Origin of the sequence: Agrobacterium sp. rho-13.3 (assembly GCF_033957765.2) — a bacterium.
Classification (GTDB): Bacteria; Pseudomonadota; Alphaproteobacteria; order Rhizobiales; family Rhizobiaceae; genus Agrobacterium.
This window is the reverse complement of record NZ_CP192774.1, coordinates 1,665,418-1,683,787: the sequence shown is the minus strand read 5'-3', so window position 1 is coordinate 1,683,787 and position 18,370 is coordinate 1,665,418. Positions and strand designations below refer to the sequence as shown.

Annotated in this window: 20 protein-coding genes; 11 read left to right on the top strand and 9 right to left on the bottom strand. The window is 57.0% G+C overall.

Annotation, left to right across the window (positions count from 1 at the left end; genetic code table 11):
• The first annotated feature begins 20 nt into the window (after nucleotides 1-20).
• Together ligA and RMR16_RS08470 are read left to right on the top strand one after the other, a co-directional pair.
• Complete coding sequence (gene ligA / locus RMR16_RS08475) at nucleotides 21-2,192, top strand: NAD-dependent DNA ligase LigA (RefSeq protein WP_320200462.1); 2,172 nt, start codon at nucleotides 21-23, stop codon at nucleotides 2,190-2,192.
• Nucleotides 2,193-2,253: 61 nt separating this feature from the next.
• Nucleotides 2,254-3,174, top strand: coding sequence for an aminoglycoside phosphotransferase family protein (locus RMR16_RS08470; RefSeq protein ID WP_320200461.1), 921 nt, complete (start codon nucleotides 2,254-2,256; stop codon nucleotides 3,172-3,174).
• Here RMR16_RS08470 and RMR16_RS08465 read toward each other — a convergent pair.
• Nucleotides 3,155-3,691 (bottom strand): GNAT family N-acetyltransferase, encoded by a 537-nt coding sequence (locus RMR16_RS08465; RefSeq protein WP_320200460.1) that lies wholly within the window; start codon nucleotides 3,689-3,691, stop codon nucleotides 3,155-3,157. The two genes, RMR16_RS08470 and RMR16_RS08465, sit on opposite strands and share 20 nt — an antisense overlap.
• A 190-nt stretch (nucleotides 3,692-3,881) precedes the next feature.
• Nucleotides 3,882-4,802, bottom strand: coding sequence for a DMT family transporter (locus tag RMR16_RS08460; protein WP_320200459.1), 921 nt, complete (start codon nucleotides 4,800-4,802; stop codon nucleotides 3,882-3,884).
• 130 nt (nucleotides 4,803-4,932) lie between these two features.
• Between RMR16_RS08460 and RMR16_RS08455 the strand changes: the two genes are divergently transcribed.
• The gene (locus RMR16_RS08455; protein ID WP_320200458.1) at nucleotides 4,933-5,523 is read left to right on the top strand and encodes a 3'-5' exonuclease; all 591 of its coding nucleotides are present in this window, start codon (nucleotides 4,933-4,935) and stop codon (nucleotides 5,521-5,523) included.
• Between the two features lie 64 nt (nucleotides 5,524-5,587).
• On the top strand, nucleotides 5,588-6,076 hold the full coding sequence (locus RMR16_RS08450; RefSeq protein ID WP_320200457.1) for a CreA family protein: 489 nt from the start codon (nucleotides 5,588-5,590) through the stop codon (nucleotides 6,074-6,076).
• A 213-nt stretch (nucleotides 6,077-6,289) separates the two neighbouring features.
• Here the strand turns inward: RMR16_RS08450 and RMR16_RS08445 are convergent, their stop codons facing one another.
• Nucleotides 6,290-6,757 (bottom strand): chemotaxis protein CheW, encoded by a 468-nt coding sequence (locus RMR16_RS08445; protein WP_045228851.1) that lies wholly within the window; start codon nucleotides 6,755-6,757, stop codon nucleotides 6,290-6,292.
• A gap of 227 nt (nucleotides 6,758-6,984) precedes the next feature.
• Here RMR16_RS08445 and RMR16_RS08440 point away from each other — a divergent pair, with 227 nt between their 5' ends.
• The 4 genes from RMR16_RS08440 to RMR16_RS08425 all read left to right on the top strand — a co-directional run bounded on the left by RMR16_RS08440 (nucleotide 6,985) and on the right by RMR16_RS08425 (nucleotide 10,766).
• A complete protein-coding gene (locus RMR16_RS08440; RefSeq protein ID WP_320200456.1) occupies nucleotides 6,985-7,143 on the top strand; it encodes a hypothetical protein in 159 nt (52 codons plus the stop codon).
• A gap of 125 nt (nucleotides 7,144-7,268) precedes the next feature.
• Nucleotides 7,269-7,868 carry an SCO family protein gene (locus RMR16_RS08435; RefSeq protein WP_320200455.1) on the top strand — a complete coding sequence of 200 codons (600 nt, stop codon included), beginning with the start codon at nucleotides 7,269-7,271 and terminating at the stop codon, nucleotides 7,866-7,868.
• Nucleotides 7,869-7,962: 94 nt separating this feature from the next.
• The gene (locus RMR16_RS08430; protein WP_320200454.1) at nucleotides 7,963-8,841 is read left to right on the top strand and encodes a 50S ribosomal protein L11 methyltransferase; all 879 of its coding nucleotides are present in this window, start codon (nucleotides 7,963-7,965) and stop codon (nucleotides 8,839-8,841) included.
• Nucleotides 8,842-8,930: 89 nt separating this feature from the next.
• On the top strand, nucleotides 8,931-10,766 hold the full coding sequence (locus RMR16_RS08425; RefSeq protein ID WP_320200453.1) for an aminopeptidase P family protein: 1,836 nt from the start codon (nucleotides 8,931-8,933) through the stop codon (nucleotides 10,764-10,766).
• On the opposite strand, the gene RMR16_RS08420 is transcribed toward RMR16_RS08425, so the two are convergent.
• Nucleotides 10,756-11,070 carry an AzlD family protein gene (locus RMR16_RS08420; protein ID WP_320200452.1) on the bottom strand — a complete coding sequence of 105 codons (315 nt, stop codon included), beginning with the start codon at nucleotides 11,068-11,070 and terminating at the stop codon, nucleotides 10,756-10,758. The two genes, RMR16_RS08425 and RMR16_RS08420, sit on opposite strands and share 11 nt — an antisense overlap.
• A complete protein-coding gene (locus RMR16_RS08415) occupies nucleotides 11,070-11,774 on the bottom strand; it encodes an AzlC family ABC transporter permease (protein WP_320200451.1) in 705 nt (234 codons plus the stop codon). Before RMR16_RS08415 ends, RMR16_RS08420 begins: the two co-directional genes overlap by 1 nt.
• A gap of 231 nt (nucleotides 11,775-12,005) precedes the next feature.
• On the opposite strand from RMR16_RS08415, the gene RMR16_RS08410 reads away from it, so the two are divergent.
• The gene (locus RMR16_RS08410) at nucleotides 12,006-12,260 is read left to right on the top strand and encodes a DUF2164 domain-containing protein (protein ID WP_320200450.1); all 255 of its coding nucleotides are present in this window, start codon (nucleotides 12,006-12,008) and stop codon (nucleotides 12,258-12,260) included.
• On the opposite strand, the gene pncA is transcribed toward RMR16_RS08410, so the two are convergent.
• Nucleotides 12,257-12,883, bottom strand: coding sequence for a bifunctional nicotinamidase/pyrazinamidase (pncA, locus tag RMR16_RS08405; RefSeq protein ID WP_320200449.1), 627 nt, complete (start codon nucleotides 12,881-12,883; stop codon nucleotides 12,257-12,259). The two genes, RMR16_RS08410 and pncA, sit on opposite strands and share 4 nt — an antisense overlap.
• Nucleotides 12,884-13,327: 444 nt before the next feature.
• On the opposite strand from pncA, the gene RMR16_RS08400 reads away from it, so the two are divergent.
• A complete protein-coding gene (locus tag RMR16_RS08400; RefSeq protein WP_320200448.1) occupies nucleotides 13,328-14,602 on the top strand; it encodes a tlde1 domain-containing protein in 1,275 nt (424 codons plus the stop codon).
• Between the two features lie 13 nt (nucleotides 14,603-14,615).
• On the opposite strand, the gene RMR16_RS08395 is transcribed toward RMR16_RS08400, so the two are convergent.
• Nucleotides 14,616-15,038 (bottom strand): DMT family transporter, encoded by a 423-nt coding sequence (locus RMR16_RS08395; protein WP_320200447.1) that lies wholly within the window; start codon nucleotides 15,036-15,038, stop codon nucleotides 14,616-14,618.
• Nucleotides 15,035-15,517: a DMT family transporter gene (locus RMR16_RS08390; protein ID WP_320200446.1), complete on the bottom strand. Its 483-nt coding sequence runs from the start codon at nucleotides 15,515-15,517 to the stop codon at nucleotides 15,035-15,037. The genes RMR16_RS08395 and RMR16_RS08390 overlap by 4 nt, the downstream gene beginning before the upstream one ends.
• A 99-nt stretch (nucleotides 15,518-15,616) precedes the next feature.
• Here RMR16_RS08390 and RMR16_RS08385 point away from each other — a divergent pair, with 99 nt between their 5' ends.
• A complete protein-coding gene (locus RMR16_RS08385) occupies nucleotides 15,617-15,781 on the top strand; it encodes a hypothetical protein (RefSeq protein ID WP_320200445.1) in 165 nt (54 codons plus the stop codon).
• A 46-nt stretch (nucleotides 15,782-15,827) separates the two neighbouring features.
• Here RMR16_RS08385 and RMR16_RS08380 read toward each other — a convergent pair whose 3' ends face one another.
• Entirely contained in the window at nucleotides 15,828-18,296 is a 2,469-nt protein-coding gene (locus RMR16_RS08380) for an ATP-dependent helicase (RefSeq protein WP_320200444.1), read from the bottom strand.
• Nucleotides 18,297-18,370: the final 74 nt, after the last annotated feature.

Genomic DNA, 18,370 nt, shown 5'->3' with positions numbered 1-18,370 from the left:
AATTCATGCGCGAGGCCCCCATGTCCCAAGATCAAACCCCGGTACAAAAACTGTCTGAGCTTGAGGCGTCTGCCGAGCTTGCCTTTTTGGCCGCGGAGTTGGCGCGGCATGATGCGCTGTATCATGGCAAGGACGCGCCGGAGGTTTCGGATGCGGAGTATGACGCTCTCAAGCGCCGTAATGATGCTATAGAAGCGGCGTTTCCTGATCTGGTGCGGGCGGATAGTCCTTCAAGGAAGGTCGGTTTTGCGCCGCTGCCCACCTTCGCGCCCATCGTTCATGCAAGGCCCATGCTTTCGCTCGACAATACGTTTTCCGACGATGACGTGCGGGATTTCGTGGCGTCGGTTTATCGCTTCCTTGGCCATTTGCCGGATGATTCGATTGCGTTTACAGCGGAACCGAAGATCGACGGGCTTTCCATGTCGATCCGGTATGAAGGCGGCAAACTGAAAACGGCGGCGACCCGTGGCGATGGCACGACCGGGGAAAACGTCACGGCCAATATTCTGACCATCAAGGAAATTCCGAACAGCCTTCCTGCTGGCGTGCCAGATGTGGTGGAGGTGCGCGGCGAGGTCTATATGGCCAAGAGCGATTTTCTGGCGCTCAACGCGCAGATGGAGGCCGAGGGCAAGCAAACCTATGTGAACCCGCGCAACACGGCCTCCGGTTCGCTGCGGCAACTGGATGCGAATGTGACGGCCAAGCGCAAGCTGCGGTTCTTTGCCTATGCGCTGGGTGAGGTGTCCAATGGCGGGCAGGCGACGCGTATTGCCGATACACAGTTCGGTATCGTGGAAAAGTTTAAGGAATGGGGTCTGCCAGTAAACCCTTTCATGAAACGATTCACGTCTGCGCAGGAAGTCATTGAACATTATACGCAAATCGGCATCGCCCGGCCTGACCTCGATTACGATATCGATGGTGTGGTCTATAAGGTCGACCGGCTGGATTTGCAGGAAAGGCTCGGCTTCCGCTCTCGCAGCCCGCGCTGGGCAACGGCGCATAAGTTCCCTGCCGAGCAGGCTTTTACCATTGTCGAAAAAATCGAAATTCAGGTGGGCCGCACCGGTGCGCTGACACCCGTTGCCCGGCTGACGCCCGTGACCGTTGGTGGTGTCGTCGTGACCAACGCAACGCTGCACAACGCCGATTACATCGAAGGCATCGGCAATAATGGCGAGCGCATTCGCCCTGAAGACCACGATATCCGCGAGGGTGACACGGTCATCGTGCAGCGGGCGGGCGATGTTATTCCGCAGGTGCTGGATGTGGTTCTGGAAAAGCGGGATGAGGGTTCGAAACGCTACGAGTTTCCGACGACATGCCCGGTGTGCAAAAGCCATGCGGTGCGGGAGCGCAACGAAAAGACCGGCAAACTGGATTCTGTCACACGCTGCACCGGCGGTTTTGCCTGCTCTGCCCAAGCGGTGGAGCATCTGAAACATTTCGTTTCGCGCAACGCCTTCGATATCGAAGGGCTGGGCACGAAGCAGATCGATTTCTTCTTTGAAAGCGATGATCCGGCACTGTCGATCAAAACCGCGCCGGATATTTTCACGCTGAAGGAGCGGCAGGACAAGTCCTTGGCGAAGCTGGAAAACATCGATGGTTTTGGCAAGGTCAGCGTGAAAAAGCTGTTCGATGCTATCGATGCAAGGCGGGAGATCGATCTTCACCGGCTGATTTTTGCGCTCGGCATTCGCCACGTGGGCGAAACGACGGCGAAACTGCTGGCGCGCACCTATGGCACCTACGAGCATTTCGAAGAGGCGATGAAGTCAGCCGCCGATCTGACCGGCGATGCGTGGAACGAGCTGAACAGCGTTGAAGGCATCGGCGAGGTGATGGCGCGGGCCGTGGTGGAATTCTACAAGGAGCCACGCAACCTCGACGTTCTCGACCGACTGCTGAAAGAGCTTCGCCCGAAAGAGGCGGAAAAGCCTTCCACGGAAGGAAGCCCGGTGGCGGGCAAAACAGTGGTCTTCACCGGCTCGCTGGAAAAATTCACCCGCGATGAGGCCAAAGCCCGCGCTGAAAGCCTCGGCGCCAAGGTGGCTGGCTCCGTGTCCAAAAAGACGGACATCGTCGTGGCCGGGCCGGGGGCCGGGTCCAAGCTGGACAAGGCGCGGGAACTGGGTGTGCAGACCATGGATGAGGATGAATGGCTGGCGCTGATCAGCAGGTAGCTTCGTCACATTTGTTTCGCGCTTGGGATGTAAATGGCATGCGACCAAGAGGACGTATGTTATGGATGATCGATTACAGGTTTCGGCAGAGACGGTTGCTGCGCTGGTTGCTGAGCAATTTCCGCAATGGGCGCATTTGTCGGTTGAGCCAGTCGAACACAGCGGTTGGGATAATCGTAGTTTCCGTCTTGGCGAAACGATGCTAGTTCGCTTGCCAAGTGCTTCGCGCTATGTTGCGCAAGTGGAAAAAGAACAGCGCTGGCTGCCACATCTCGCCAAACATCTTCCATATCTGGTTCCTGAACCTCTTGCGCTAGGAAAGCCCGGAAAAGGCTTTCCATGGCCGTGGTCGATTTATCGTTGGTTGGAAGGTCAACCTCTGGCTTTGGAACCTCATGGGGCGGACCTTAACGTGCTTGCCATTGACGTTGCCAGGTTTCTGAACGCGCTTCATTCTGTTGATGCTGGCGATGGGCCTGCTGCCGGTCCGCATAATTTCTATCGGGGCGGATCGCTGACTATTTACGATGAGGAGACACGTGCTGCTCTTATCGCTGTATCCGATGAAATAGACGCAGAGGCTGCACGCGACATTTGGCAGAAAGCACTTCATAGCGGTTGGACAGGCAAGCCTGTTTGGGTGCATGGGGATATCGCCGAGGGTAATCTGCTGATGAAAGATCGCCGTCTTGCAGCAGTCCTCGATTTTGGCAGCTCCGGCGTGGGTGATCCTTCTGCTGATCTTATATTAGCGTGGACTTTGTTGGATCGTGAAGGTCGGCTGATATTTCGGCAGAGCCTTCCGCTTGACGCTGAGACGTGGCAGCGCGGACGTGGGTGGGCCTTATGGAAGGCTCTCATCACGCTCGCGGCTCACCGCCAAAACAATGCACTTCTTGCCGAATGGTCTCGGAAGACCATTCGGGAAGTGTTTTCTGATGACTTTCAAGACAATCAGGCTTTCACCGAATTCGCGCCATGAAATAGCAATCGGCGTAAGCGCCGTTGCGGAAGGCGTATTGTTTCATGATGCCTTCTTTTTCGAAGCCGAATTTTTCATAGAGCGCGATTGCGTTGGTGTTATCCGTAAACACGGTCAGTTCGATGCGGGTGATGGCGTGCCAGTTATCGGCGGAGTCGATCAGGCTTTCCAGCAATTTTGTGCCGATGCCTTTGCCGGTGAAGTCATCGTGGATGCCCATGCCTAAAGTAGCGGAGTGTTTTCTGCGGCCTTGGTTCGCGTGCAACCCGGCATTGCCCAGAACGATACCGCGCCATTCTGCGGCGATGACGATATCGGTGGGTGACAGGCCTTCGATGTAACGCAGGGTTTGCGCGATGCTCTGGAAGGGTTGGCGCAATGTGCCATTGCGTACACCCGGCATGGTCAGTACCTTTGTCAGCGCTTCGGCATCACTGGGTCTTAAGGCGCGGATGATCAATTCATCGGCTTTGAAATCAGCCGGTGAAGGCGGCTCTTCGAGTTTGGGAAATGTCATGTGTCTCTCCTGAATTTTGCCGGAGAGCAGGGCCCATCTCGCCCTGCTGTACTGGCAGGGCTGAATGGAAAAATCGCAAACTTAACGCGACAATACTCCACCGCCCGGCAGCATGCCGGTGGTTAGGGTGAGCATCACGTTGGTTGTGTTTGCGATCATGGGCGGAAGATGCGGTTGCGCTGCGCCGCTGTCAAGTCACGCGACGAGTTCGATTGCGCAACAAGCGACCGTCTATCGCAACCAGCCCTGCGGCAATCATCGCCATGCCGACGATGTGTTTCGTTGCCAGTTGTTCTCCGAGAACCAGCGATCCCAGAAGAATCGCGCTGACGGGTATGAGGAAGGTCACGAGGGCGAGATTGGTGGCGCCTGCGGAAGACAGGATGCGGAAAAAGATGAGGTAGGCGAGTGCGGTAGACAATAGCGCGATGCCGAAAAGGGCGGCCCATGTCTGGCCGCTTGGTATGGGCAGCGACCAAGGTTGATCTATGACGAGTGCCAGCGGGATGAGCATCAGCGTCGAGGCCGAGATCTGGCCCGTTGCGGTGACCAGAGGCGGCACGCCCATGACTTTGAAACGGCGACCGAAAATCCCGGCGAAGGAATAGGAAATGGCCGCGCCCAAAATGGCAAGCTGGCCCCAGAGGCTGGAGCTTTCGCCGGTCAAAGCCGAAGGGCCGATCATGGTGGCAACGCCTGCAAAACCGATGACGACGCCGGCAATCTTGTTTGCACTCAGCTTTTCATCCGTCGTCAGCATGTGTGCGACGATGACCGTGAAGAGGGGTGTGGTGGCGTTGAGGATGGAGGCAACGCCGCTGGCGATGTGGGTTTGGCCCCACACGATGAGGCAGAAGGGGATGATGTTGTTCAGCAGCCCCATGGCGAAGAAGGCGCGCAGCACCTCCGGGCGCCTGGGAAGGCTGTGGCCCATGAACCTGCACACCGCGAGCAGCACAAGGGCTGCAATGAAAACGCGAAGTGTCACGATGGTAACCGGCGGAAGCTCCTTCACCGCGATGCCCACGAAAAAGAACGAGCCGCCCCAGAGAATGGAAAGTGCAATGAGCAGTGCCCATTCGGTGGCGTTCATCTGTTTGTGTAGGGTCATGGCGATGTCTCAGTGAGCGTTGCTCTCATGTCTAGTCTCGCCGTGAAACGTTTCCCACCCGTTTCTTGTCGGCGGTTCATTTTCGCAGCGAATTCCTTTATTGCGAAGACAAGACAACGGGAATCGCCTTTTGAAAACCATCGCCATCGATTTTGAGACTGCCAATGAAGAGCGCGGCAGTGCCTGTTCAGTCGGTCTTGCGTGGATCGAGAACGGTCAGATCGTGCGCGTCGAGGAGCGGTTGATTCGCCCCAAGGATATGCGGTTCTCATCGTTCAACATTGCGGTGCATGGCATTCGGCCCGCCGATGTGGAAGATTCGCCGGAGTTTCCCGAGGTGATGGACGAGTTCATCGACGATTTTCATGATGCGACGATGATTGCGCACAATGCCGCTTTCGATTTCAGCGTCATGCGGGCGAGTTTCGACAAATATCGCCAGAGCTATCCGCAGCTTTCTTATCTGTGCAGCGTGAAGATGTCGCAGCGCGTCTGGCCATCGCTGCCGTCACACAGGCTCAACATCATCGCCAATCATCTGCAAATGCGCTTCGTGCACCATAATGCGGCGGAAGATGCCGTCGTGTGTGCGGCGGCGGCGATTGCGGTGGCCAAGGCGGTAGAGGTCGAGCACATCCACCACATACCGGAAAAGATCGGCATGGTGGCCGGAAGGCTGCACGCCACCGGCTATGCGCCGTGCACGATGCGAAAACGCTGACCCGCTCATCTTGTGGTGAGGCTGTGCCGACCTATCTCTATGGTCATCAACGGAGGTAAAGGTCATGGCTGTAAAAGCGTTTCGTTCTATGGTGGTTGCGGGTTTTGCCCTTTTGCCGTTTGCCGCCAACGCGCAAGTGGTGGGTGAAGTGGGTGTTGACTGGACAGGCAACGACATCGTCGTGGAGGCGATTGCCGATCCGCAGGTCAAGGGCGTCACCTGCCATGTGACCTATTTCGACCGTGGTGTGATTGATCGCCTCAAAAACGGCAACTGGTTCGAAGACCCTTCCAACAACGCCATTTCATGCAGCCAGACCGGGCCGGTCGAAGTGGGCGACATTGATCTGGGTAAAAAGGGCGAGGAAGTGTTTCGCCAGGGCATGTCGCTGGTGTGGAAAAAGATGGTCGTCAACCGGATTTACGACAAGGCCAACGATACGTTGATCTACCTTGTCCATACCCGCGAACTGACCGATGGTTCGGCGAAAATGGCGATTTCCACGGTGCCGCTTTATGGGCAGACCGTGACGTGGAAAAACGGCAAGCCGTGAGGTTTTGTCTGTCTGATGCCTCAAATTCCGTCATCCCGGACTAGATCCGGGATCCAGTTCGATCAAGTCCTTGATCGAAAAGACTCTCTGCGCCGCAGACGCGGCTTGCTGGATGCCGGATCAGGTCCGGCATGACGGAAGTGGGTGGTCGGCAAACAAAAAACGGCAAACCTTGAGGCTTGCCGTTTTCTAAAACCAGTCTCGGTGCAAACTTTAAGCGGCTTCGCGTGACAACTCGTCGGCAATAACCGTGTCGAGGTTGAGGAAGCAGACCATGCTCTTTTCCAGCGCCACGATGCCGCGGCAGAAATTGCGCTGCTCTTCCGGGATGATTTCCGGTGCTGGCTGGAGGTCTTCGGATTTGATGGTCATCATGTCGGAAACCTGTTCCACCAAGAGGCCAACCAGCTTGCCACCGATATCGGTAACGATAATGGCGGAACGCTCGGAAGGCTCGGTCATCTTCATGCCCAGACGGCACGCCATGTCGATAACGGGGATAACCGCGCCGCGAAGGTTGATGAGGCCCAGAACATAAGGCGGTGTGTGTGGCATCGGCGTGACGGGCGCCCAGCCGCGAATTTCGCGGATCGCCATGATGTCGATGCAGAATTCCTGATCGCCGAGATGGAAGGATACGATTTCGAGATATGCGCCGGATTGTTTGATGGCGTTCGACATGGTCGCAAGTCTTCCTGACGGCTCTCTAGGCGGGCCGAATTCGATTTTGAAGATAATGCGGTGTCGGAGGATGCTCCGGGTGACATCATGTCGTGCGCGTTTGCGAACCGCTGTCGATAATAATGCTCAAAAACAATTTAAACTTTCCCTAACGCATCGGTATAAACAACCGCATTGCAGGGCAATTCGCTGTTTCCTGCGCCGTTGCTTCGCGGTAGAATGATGCCATGAGAACGCCAATGTCAGCACCGATGAAAATCCTTACCGCCGCTGCCGCAACCGGCGGTGCGCTGCTGCTGGTGCTTCTGACATTTGAAGGCTGGATGCGGTATGGCACGGATATCTTTCTCTCGGCAGTCCAAAGCGGTATTGCCTGGTGTTTTTAAGCGCTGTCGTCGCGTTGAGACAAATCAGCGCGCTCCTTGCGATCCCCGTTTCTTGAATTGCAGAGTTGAAACCCCTTGCGCTACAAGCATGCCGAACATTGATTGATTGCTGATCGGGGAATGGCATGAAAAATATCCGCGTTGCGCTTTGGGGCGCTGTGGTCGTCCTGCTGGGTGTCATGGGCTGGCTGACGATGGAGCTGACCAAAAGCCGCGAGCAGATGGTCGAGGAGACCTACGGCACCCCGTTCCAGCTTGTGGCGCAGAATGGCCAGCCGATTACGGAGCAGGCGTTTCAAGGCAAACCGACAGCGCTTTTCTTCGGCTTTACCCATTGCCCGGAAGTTTGCCCCACCACGCTTTTCGAGCTGAATGGCTGGATGGAAAAGGTGGACCCGGCGGGCACCAAGATGCAGGCCTATTTCGTTTCGGTTGATCCTGAACGCGATACGCCTGAGATTTTGAACCAGTATGTTTCCAATGTGTCCAAGCGCATTACCGGCATAACAGGCACACCGGACAAGATTGCAGAAACGCTGAAAGGCTATCGCATCTACGCCAAAAAAGTGCCGGTGGATGAAAAAGACCCGAGCGGTGATTACACCATGGATCACACGGCCTCCGTCATTCTGCTGGATGCCAAAGGCCGCTTTTCCGGCACCATTGCTTATGGCGAAAACCCGGATACTGCCGTGCAGAAGCTGCAAAATCTGACCAAGAGCTGATTTCAGTACAATATCATTGCGCAAGTCCATTGGACTGTTGCCGCTTTTATGGCAAAGGCTGACGGCTGAACACTATCTTATGAAAGCGTCAGCCGTGAGCGAAATCCGTCTTTATGTCACCACCACCGAAATTCAGTCGGGAGACGTGCTTGATCTTCTGTCGGAGGTGTTCGGTGAGGAAGATATTGGCATCGCCACATCAGAGGTGGATGAGAAACGCGATATCTGGGAAGCCTCCGTCTATTTGATGGAGAATGATGAGGAAGACGTTCGCATCCGCTTTGAAGAGGCGATGAAGGCCGCTTTCCCGCATCTGAGCGTCCAGCGCGAAATTATTCCTGATCTGGACTGGATTGCCAAATCGCTGGAAGGGCTGACGCCGGTTCGGGCAGGGCGCTTTATCGTTCATGGCTCGCATGACCGGGACAAGGTGCGGATCAACGATCTGGCCATCGAGATCGAAGCGGGGCAGGCGTTCGGCACGGGACACCACGGCACCACGGCTGGCTGCCTTGAGATGATCGAGCAGGTTTTGCGGGCGCGCACCATTCGCAACGCGCTGGACCTTGGAACGGGCAGCGGCGTGCTGGCGATTGCGGTTGCGAAAATGCGCCCGGTGCCGGTGCTGGCGACGGATATCGATCCGATTGCCATCAAGGTCGCCAAGGAAAATGCGCGGCTGAACGGCATTGTCTCCGGCATGGCGCTGGAAACCGCCCCCGGTTTCCATTCGGACAGCTTCCGCAAATACGGCCCTTTCGATCTCATCATCGCCAATATTCTCGCCCGCCCGCTGATCAAGATGGCACCGCAACTGGTCACGCATCTGGCGCCCGGCGGCACCGTCATCCTTTCGGGCATTCTGGCGTCGCAACGCTGGAAGGTGCTTTCGGCCTATAACGGTATGCACCTCAGCCATATCAGAACCATCTGGCGCAATGGCTGGGTGACAATCCATCTTCGCAAGGATTGATGGCTGTAAAGACAGTGGTTTAGTCTGGACGTTCGCAAGACTAGCAAGGTATGGTCCGTTCCGAAATCAGCCTTTTCGGAAAGCAGTTCATGTTCCAGTCATTCGAAAACAAATCCACGCCGCAATTCGGCAAGGCGCGTGTAGACGCCTTGCGTGCAACATTCGATGCGCTTGAAATCGATGGTTTTCTGGTGCCGCGTGCCGATGAATATCAGGGTGAATATGTGCCTCTGTCGGCTGAGCGGCTGGCGTGGCTGACAGGCTTCACCGGTTCTGCCGGTATCGTGCTCGTCACCCGCTCGCAGGCCATTGTGTTTGTTGATGGGCGCTACACCACGCAACTGACGATGCAGGTCGATCAATCCGTGTTCACGGGCGGTGATCTGGTCAACGCGCCGCCTGCGAAATGGCTGGCGGATAACGCTCCCAACGGTTTCCGTCTTGGCATCGACCCATGGCTGCACACCGGCGCAGAACTGAAGCGTTTCGAAAAGGCGCTTTCCGATAAGGCTGGCTCGGTCGTTCTTCTGGCCGCAAACCCGCTCGACCCGTTGTGGGAAGACCGCCCGGCGGAACCGCTGGAGCCGATCAGCATTCAGCCGGATCATGTTACCGGTATTTCGGCTCAGGCAAAAATCGCGACCATTGCCGAAATCGTTTCTTCGAAAAAAGCAAATGCCGTGCTGATGACCGATCCGTCCTCCATCGCCTGGACGTTCAACATTCGCGGCAATGACGTGCCGCACACGCCGCATCCACTGGCCCGTGCCATCATCTATGCGGATGGCAAGGCCGATCTGTTTCTGGATGAGCGCAAGGTTGGTGCGGAAGCACAGGCCTATCTCGCGGCGCTGGTCACGCTGCTGCCACCCTCTGAAATCGAAGCGCGTTTACATGCCATATCCAGCGCAGCGGGGCGCATTCTGACCGATGTGGATGTGACGCCGGTGGCGCTGACATTGTCCATCACGCAGGCCGGCGGCGAGGTTATCGAAGCGGTTGACCCTGTGAAACTGCCGCGCGCATGCAAAAACGAAGCCGAGCTTTCCGGTTCCGCTGCCGCCCACATTCAGGATGGTGCGGCCATGGTGGAATATCTGGCGTGGCTGGACGCGCAGACGCCGGGCAGCATTACGGAAATCCAGGCGGTGAAGGTGCTGGAAGCGGCACGTGTGCGGGTTGGACAGGCCACGCAAAATCCGCTGAAGGACGTGTCGTTCGACTCCATTTCCGGTGCCGGAGAAAATGCGGCCATCATGCACTACCGCGTCACCACCGATAGCGACCGCGCCTTGAACGACGGCGAGATGTTTCTCATCGATTCCGGTGCGCAATATGTAAACGGCACCACGGATATCACCCGCACCGTTGCCATCGGCACTGTGCCTGAAGAACAGAAGCGTTTCTTCACGCTGGTTCTGAAGGGCATGATTGCCATCAGCGCGGCCCGTTTCCCCAAGGGAACACGCGGTTGCGATCTGGACCCGCTGGCGCGCATCGCGCTGTGGAAGGCAGGCGCGGATTACGGCCATGGCACCGGCCATGGCGTTGGCTCCTATCTTTCGGTGCATGAGGGGCCACAGCGTATTTCCCGCGTTTCGCAGCAGGAAATTTTGCCGGGCATGATCCTCTCCAACGAACCGGGATATTACCGCCCCGGCGCATTCGGCATTCGCATCGAAAACCTGATTTTTGTGCGCGAAGCAGACGCCATCGAAGGCGGCGACCAGCCGATGTTGTCTTTCGAAACGCTGACATGGTGCCCGATCGATCGGCGTCTGGTGGTCGTTTCGCTTCTGACCGAAGAAGAGCTGGAATGGCTGAATGCCTACCATGCCACGGTGCGCGAAAAGATCATGCCGCTGATTACGGATGCCGATGTGCAGAAATGGCTCATTGCTGCCACGGATGCACTCACGCGATAGAGAAGTACCGCATCGCCACGACAAGCGCCCAGCCTGATAATAACATCGTCAGGCCGGGAAAGCGCAGACCGACGATCAGCGCAAAGACCATGCCGAGTTTTACCTCATATCCGCCCTCAAAAAAGGCGGGTGCGACGAGCGTGGTGAGAACCGCGACGGGCACGGCATTCAGCCCGGCCTCGACGCGGGGAGGGATGGTCTTCATGCGCGTCATCAGCACATAACCGCCAACGCGGGTGAAGTAGGTCGCGACAGCGCCTGCGAAAATGATCATCAGCGTGTGAAAGTTGAAAAGCTCGCTCATCACGCTGCCTCCTCGTTGCTGGCGGGGGCTGCGGGTGCAAGAAGGACGGCCACAAGAATGCCGGTCATCGCGCCGATGCTGACATGCCATGGCGAGCCGACCAGATGATAGGCCGCAATGGCACCCGTCGCGCTTGCCAGCATGACCGGGTAAAAATGACCGCGTTTGCGGAAGCTCAGCACCATTCCCATGAAATAAATGGGCAACAGCACATCGAAACCAGCCGCCTTGGGATCGCCGATCAAGTTGCCCAGCGACGCGCCCAAAACGGTGGAAATCATCCAGCCGACATAAACGATACAGGCATAGCCCATATACCAGGAAAACCGGACGCTGCCGGTAAGCTCTTTCTGGCGAACGGCCTCCGCAAATTGCGGATCGACCATGAAGAAAAAGCCTATGGCCTTCTTCGCAGTCGACCACTCCGGAACGATGCGTACCATCGCCGCAGAATAAAGCACATGGCGGAAATTCACCGCGAAGATCGACAGGATAACCAGCCAGGCGGGCAGGTTCTGACTGAACAGTTCAATGCCCACCAACTGGCTGGCACCGGCATAGAGAATGCCACTCATCAGCGTTGCTTCGAAAATATTAAGGCCGTTATCGATAGCGACGGCGCCAAAAAGCGCGCCGAACGGTATAACGGACAGCATAACGGGAAGGCCGCGTTTCAGGCCGGACCGGAAGGTCGCATCTGACATGGGTGAAAACTCCGAATTTCGTCTGCTCCTATCGCTAGTCAAGGCTACTGACAAACGAATTGCGGGAATGCTTCGATTGATTTCATTGAACCATCAATTAGAATTGCTGCATTAGAGCGCCGTGCGTCCTTTCGGACGCACAAAGGACGCTGTAACTTATTGAATCTACGCATCGTGCTTTCCGAAAATCGAGTCCGATTTTCGGGCCGATGCTGTGGAATGGAGACGTGCATGAGAGAGTTGAAACTGGACAAACAGCAGAAAGCCGACATGGTTTCAGCCATCCGCACCGTTTTGGCCACTGAATTGGATCTGGATATCGGCGGGCTTCAGGCCGAAATGCTGGTGGACCAGCTTTCAGACATCGTCGCGCCGGTTTTTTATAATCAGGGACTGCAAGATGCACACACCGCCGTGTTGCGCCGAATGGAAGACGCTGCCGGAGACATCGACGTGTTGGAAAAGCACGTGCCGCGCCGGCTCTAAGCGTTCAGAATATCGCTGCTGTTGACGATAATGACGCCTTTGGCCCGCATCGTTGCAATCGCTGCCTTGATGCCCTCTGCCGCGATGCCGCGGCTGGCATCTTCGATGAAGCGGACTTTTACGCCGGGCAGCATGTCCAGCGCATCCAACGCCGAGAAGCTGACGCAATAATCCGTGGCCAGCCCACAAATGTCGAGAATGGCGGCACCTTGACGCTCCAGATAGTCGGCAAGGCCGGTAGTGGCTGTCTGATCGTTGTCACGAAAAGCCGAATAACTATCCACCGCAGGGTTTTCACCCTTTTGCTGCACGTAATCGAAAGCGTCTGTATTCAGGTCCGGGTGGAACTCTGCATCTGGCGTGCCTTGCACACAATGGTCCGGCCACATGACTTGCGGGATGCCGGAAAGCTCGCCCATGTCGAATGGCTTCTTGCCGGGATGCTGCGAGGCGAAGCTGCCGTGGTTGGCGGGGTGCCAGTCCTGAGAGGCAACGATCAGATCGTAACCGCCATTATCAATCAGTGCATTGGCCACGGGAACGATCTTGTCACCATCCCCAACGGCAAGGTTTCCGCCGGGGCAGAAACCATTCTGGATGTCGATCAGAAGCAGCGCCTTCATGTTTTTCTTCTCCAATAGGATGACGTCACGATGCCCCGCGCAGGGCTTTGGATCAAGTCAAAACGCGCGTTTCAGTCACGTGCCCGTGATCTTTGCCGCAACACCGCCGCATTTGTAGCCAAGTTTCGGCAAAATCGACATATAGGGGAGCAATGTCGATGGGGAGAATTTTATAACGTCCATATCGAAATCTCTGGCAGTGTTTTGACCGAAATGGCTATGTAATAGTATTACATAAAAAATCGGCAGCTGACCAAGAGAAACGCATGCAAGCTTCAAAGAACTGTGCTTTCAGGGGACTTGTAAAGACTTTGGTTACCATAATTCGGCATGCTTCGAACCTGGCAACATCGAAACCGGCGCACGTGGCGACCGGCCTTCGGGGTTTCCATAAGGTAACCGGCCTTGTCCGGTTTTGCGTAAACGGTTCGAGTAACAAGTATCATGGCGTCATCAGTCGTGGCCTATAACGATATGCGCGTTGGCGGCGCCTCCTTCACCAGAAAGCGCAAGAGCGCTGGCCTGAGCGGATTTTCCGCCATGCTGGGCGGTGGCGTGCTGGCCAGTGTCTGCGCCATAACGGCCTTTGCGTCCTTGCATGGCATGGCGCAAGCCTCTCACGGCGCGCAGCGTTTCGACACGATGCTGGTGGCACATCTGGATCGGCTGGAACACGCATCCATCGATGCGGTGGAGCGCAATGTCCACATCCGCAAATTTTCGCGCCTGTCCGAAAACGGCAAAAGCAGTCAGAAAATGACACGCCTTGAAGGCGATCATCATATTGGCGCGAAAGCTTTTGCTGATCGGTATGGTACAGCTGCCGCTCATGATGCCCGTGCGCAGGCCACCGTTCAGGCTCTGGCAGCGCTTCGTCCATCCGCCATCGTTGATTCGGCATTGGGCAAAACGACCGAACTGGCGATGCTGGAAACGCAGGCGGCAGAGCATCCGGCCTTCGAGGTCGCTCTCGGCAAGCCGCAGACGACTGCCGATAGCGAGATCGATCTGCTGCCGGAAACCGTTCCATTGCCAAGCTTCCGGCCACAGATTGCCAAGGCAGCGGACGTGGAGCCGACACCACGCCCCTCCAATCCATCCTCCGCCGAAAAACAGCTTGCGGCACCTGCAACGGCACCCTCGCGTGCGCCGGCACCGCAAAGCCCCGCCACCAACACCATGGTCGCTTTCGCACGGCCTGATAATCCGATGCGCGAAACGAAGATGGATGCGGTGCCGTGGCCGGATCGCGGCAATGGCACGGCCATCTATGATATTTCCGCTGGCGTCGTGCATCTGCCGGGTGGTGAAAAGCTGGAGGCCCATTCCGGCATCGGCAAGATGCGCGATAATCCGGAGTTCGTGCATGTGAAGATGCGTGGCTCCACACCGCCATCCACCTATAGGCTGACGATGCGCGAATCGCTTTTCCATGGTGTCGAGGCCATTCGCCTGACGCCGGAAAGCGGCGTCAATCCCCATGGTCGCGATGGCCTTCTGGCGCACACCTACATGCTGGCACGACGCGGCGAGTCCAATGGCTGCGTTGTGTTCAAGGATTATTCCAAGTTTCTCGCCGCCTTCAAACGCGGCGAAGTCAAACGCATCGTGGTGGTTCCAAAGCTGACCGGACGCCCTGCCATGACCGCCAGCGGCGGATCGAAAGGCAGCAACAAAACGCTGTTCGGCATGTTGTCTGGCCGCAATACGGATTCGTAAATCCGCATATCGTCTATTTGCGGCGTTGCGTCAGAACCATGCCGCCTAATATCAGCAAGATGCCAAGCGCGCTCGCCCAGATTTTCGGCGGCTGTTCGCTGAACAGATCCAGCACCACGCCGGACACCATCTGACCGCTGATGACCAGAAGGGCTGTGTTGACCGCGCCGATGCGTGGAATGAGCCAACTGCCGGATGCGATAAAGATGACGCCGATGGGGCCGCCGATGAAGGCGTACCACGGCGCATCCGCTGCACCGGGCGGCAAAAGTCCACCCAGCGCAAGGCCGAGCAGGGTCAGCACGATAAAGCCGACGACGTGGTTCCAGAACGATGCGATCAGCGGGGAATTCGACAGGCTGAGCCGACCGTTGACCTGACGGCTGAGCGACACGAAGACGCCGCCCGTGAACGCCATGGCAATCCAGACAATCATGCTGCTCTCCCCACAAGAATAATGAGCGCGCTGCCACCGAGGATCAGCGCCACGGCGCACATATCACGGGCATCCGGGCGGCGTTTCGGCAGACCAAAGAACCCCCATATATCCGCAGCCAGGCTGAATATGACCTGTCCGCCAAGCCCCAGCGCAATCGTGCCGGACAAAGCAAGCGGCGAGTTGACCGTGCTGGATGTGAGCATGACAATCGCCGCACCCACAACGCCGCCGAAATAGGCCCAGAGCGGGGCTTTTGGCTTTGCGGCCTCACCAGCCTTTGGTTTCTTGTAGAGAACAGCCAGATAAATCAGCGCGGCGACCGTGCCGGTGCCGTGCGCCGTCCAGGACGAGAAGAGCGCATTGCCATAATGGGCGAGCATCCCATTAAAATGGATCATCAACGTCAGCAGGCAGCCACTGGCAAAGGCGGCAGCGAGATGCAGCGGGTTGAGGCGTGAATGTGTGGAGTTTGTCATTGAAAAGCCAAGCTTGTGAAAGTGATTCAGCTTTAGCCCATATGTCTTTGAAACGAAATTGAATTGCGCTGAACCTTGCCGAAAAGCAGGTCGAAATTATTGCACCGCAGCGGAACCAAACACGCCACCACCTGTTATTTCGCCATGAAGAAAACCACCCGCAAACCACTCAACCGCATGACGATTTTCGTCGTTTCGATTTTCATTCTGGCCATCATGGTGGCCGCTATTTATCTGATCGGATTTACGCCGGGGGAGACGTGAAGCATTTCGCGAGCCTCGCCGTCATATTAAGTGTGAGCGGACAGCCTTAAGCCCGCTCCACAAATCCATCCAGCACCTTCTTCTGACCGGCGCGATCGAAGTCGATGGTCAGTTTGTTGCCTTCGACGGAGGCGACGTTGCCGTTTCCGAATTTCAGATGGAAGACCCGGTCGCCGACAAAGAACTTCGACGGGGTGGCGGCGACGGATTTTGCGACGAGTTCGCCATCTATGGTGCGGCCTTTCGGGCCGCTTTCGCCATAACCAATGCGTTCCCCCGCGTGGCCGGAGCGGGTGCCCCAATTGTCACGCGTGGCATCGGACTTGTTGGCTTGGGCGCGTTTCCAGCCGGGCGTGGAATAATTGTTGGTGAAAGGTTCGGCCTTGTCGAAACGTGACTGGCCGTAGCCGCCACGTCCGCCATAGCCACCATAACTGCTCTCGGATGCCGAAACCTCGACATGGTTGGGCGGCAGCTCATCCAGAAAACGGGAGGGCAGGGTGGATTGCCACAGGCCGTGGATGCGTCGGTTGGAGACGAACCAGATGTGGCAGCGGCGTTTGGCGCGCGTGATGCCGACATAGGCAAGACGGCGCTCTTCTTCCAGACCGGAGCGACCTCCTTCATCCAGCGAACGCTGATGCGGAAACAGACCTTCTTCCCAGCCGGGCAGAAACACGGTTTCGAATTCCAGACCCTTTGCCGAATGCAGTGTCATGATGGATACCGCGTCAAGCTCGGCATTCTGCTCGGCATCCATGACCAGCGCGACATGTTCCAGAAAACCGCGCATGCTCTCATAGGCTTCCATCGAGCGGATGAGTTCTTTCAGGTTTTCAAGCCTGCCGGGGCCTTCGGCGGTTTTATCCGCCTGCCACATGGCGGTGTAGCCGCTCTCATCCAGAATTTGCTCGGCCAGAACCGTGTGTTCGGTGTTTTCCAGCAGGCCTTGCCAGCGGCGGAAATCCTGAACCACATCGAACAGCGCCTTGCGGGCCTTCGGCTTCAGCTCATCCGTCTCTATAATGTCGGCGGCAGCGGCCAGCATGGGAATGTCACGCGCACGGGCGTAATCATGCAGGTTGCGAACCGTGGTATCGCCAAGGCCACGTTTGGGTGTGTTGATGATGCGCTCAAAGGCCAGATCATCCGCCGACTGGCAGACAAGACGGAAATAGGCCAGCGCATCGCGGATTTCGAGGCGCTCGTAAAAGCGCGGACCGCCGATGACGCGGTAGTTCAGGCCAAGCGTGACGAAGCGATCTTCGAACTCGCGCATCTGGAACGAAGCGCGCACGAGGATGGCCATATTGTTCAGCGGATGTTTGATGCGCTGTAGCTGTTCGATCTCTTCGCCAACGGCGCGGGCTTCCTCTTCCGAATCCCATGCGGCATGGACGACGACCTTTTCGTCGTTCGGGTCGACGCGGTCGGTAAACAGCGTTTTGCCAAGGCGGCCTTCATTATGGGCAATCAGGTGGCCAGCAGCCCCGAGAATATGCTCGGTGGAGCGATAGTTGCGCTCCAGCTTGATGACCTTTGCGCCGGGAAAATCCTTGTCGAAGCGCAGAATATTGTCCACTTCCGCGCCGCGCCAGCCATAGATCGACTGGTCATCATCGCCCACGCAGCAGACATTTTGCGGCTCGCCCTTGGGGCGCTGGGCCAGAAGCCGCAGCCACATATATTGGCAGGTGTTGGTGTCCTGATACTCGTCCACCAGAATATAACGGAACTTCTGGTGATACTCTTTGAGAATATCGGGATTCTTGCGGAAGATGGTGATGGGGTGCAGCAGCAGATCGCCGAAATCGCAGGCGTTCAGCGTCTTCAGACGTGCCTGATAGGTGGCGTAAAGTTCACGGCCCTTGCCATTGGCAAAAGCACGGCTGTCGCCTTCTGGAATATCCGGCGGTGTCAGGCCTTTGTTCTTCCAGTTGTCGATCATGCCTGCAAATTGTTTGGCGGGCCAGCGCTTGTCGTCCAGACCTTCGGCCTGAATAAGCTGCTTGATGAGGCGTATCACATCGTCGGTATCGAGAATGGTGAAATCGGATTTCAGACCGATCAACTCCGCATGGCGGCGCAACAGTTTGACGCCGATGGAGTGGAAGGTGCCAAGCCACGGCATGCCCTCAACCGCGCCACCGACCAGAACGCCGATACGTTCCTTCATTTCGCGTGCGGCTTTGTTGGTGAAGGTCACGGCCAAAATCTGGCTGGGGTACACGCGACCTGATGCGAGAATATGCGCGATGCGGGTGGTCAGCACCCGCGTTTTGCCGGTGCCAGCGCCTGCCAGAACCAGAACCGGGCCTTCCAATGTCTCCACAGCTTCGCGCTGTTCGGCATTCAGGCCAGCGAGATAATCGGGCGCAGGGCGCGCCTGATCCCGCGCCGCCATGGCGCGCGCCGCGATGCCCAAACCACCAGCGGCAGGGGCCGCTGCCGGTTGACGGCGTGGCTCGGAAGGTTCTTCATCGAAGAACGGCATATCGTCGAAACTGTTGCTCATACGGCCCAATGTAGTGATTCGGGACTGAAAGGCTAGAACCGTGTTCTGCTTTTATTCCGGTATCAACCGCCAAA

Coding starts and splice junctions, on each gene's coding strand:
- RMR16_RS08395 (WP_320200447.1), bottom strand. CDS start 15,038: ATGATTGTCTGGATTGCCATGGCGTTCACGGGCGGCGTCTTCGTGTCG.
- RMR16_RS08400 (WP_320200448.1), top strand. CDS start 13,328: ATGGCGTCATCAGTCGTGGCCTATAACGATATGCGCGTTGGCGGCGCC.
- RMR16_RS08410 (WP_320200450.1), top strand. CDS start 12,006: ATGAGAGAGTTGAAACTGGACAAACAGCAGAAAGCCGACATGGTTTCA.
- RMR16_RS08470 (WP_320200461.1), top strand. CDS start 2,254: ATGGATGATCGATTACAGGTTTCGGCAGAGACGGTTGCTGCGCTGGTT.
- RMR16_RS08420 (WP_320200452.1), bottom strand. CDS start 11,070: ATGAGCGAGCTTTTCAACTTTCACACGCTGATGATCATTTTCGCAGGC.
- RMR16_RS08380 (WP_320200444.1), bottom strand. CDS start 18,296: ATGAGCAACAGTTTCGACGATATGCCGTTCTTCGATGAAGAACCTTCC.
- RMR16_RS08440 (WP_320200456.1), top strand. CDS start 6,985: ATGAGAACGCCAATGTCAGCACCGATGAAAATCCTTACCGCCGCTGCC.
- RMR16_RS08390 (WP_320200446.1), bottom strand. CDS start 15,517: ATGACAAACTCCACACATTCACGCCTCAACCCGCTGCATCTCGCTGCC.
- RMR16_RS08460 (WP_320200459.1), bottom strand. CDS start 4,802: ATGACCCTACACAAACAGATGAACGCCACCGAATGGGCACTGCTCATT.
- ligA (WP_320200462.1), top strand. CDS start 21: ATGTCCCAAGATCAAACCCCGGTACAAAAACTGTCTGAGCTTGAGGCG.
- RMR16_RS08415 (WP_320200451.1), bottom strand. CDS start 11,774: ATGTCAGATGCGACCTTCCGGTCCGGCCTGAAACGCGGCCTTCCCGTT.
- RMR16_RS08435 (WP_320200455.1), top strand. CDS start 7,269: ATGAAAAATATCCGCGTTGCGCTTTGGGGCGCTGTGGTCGTCCTGCTG.
- RMR16_RS08425 (WP_320200453.1), top strand. CDS start 8,931: ATGTTCCAGTCATTCGAAAACAAATCCACGCCGCAATTCGGCAAGGCG.
- RMR16_RS08450 (WP_320200457.1), top strand. CDS start 5,588: ATGGCTGTAAAAGCGTTTCGTTCTATGGTGGTTGCGGGTTTTGCCCTT.
- pncA (WP_320200449.1), bottom strand. CDS start 12,883: ATGAAGGCGCTGCTTCTGATCGACATCCAGAATGGTTTCTGCCCCGGC.
- RMR16_RS08465 (WP_320200460.1), bottom strand. CDS start 3,691: ATGACATTTCCCAAACTCGAAGAGCCGCCTTCACCGGCTGATTTCAAA.
- RMR16_RS08445 (WP_045228851.1), bottom strand. CDS start 6,757: ATGTCGAACGCCATCAAACAATCCGGCGCATATCTCGAAATCGTATCC.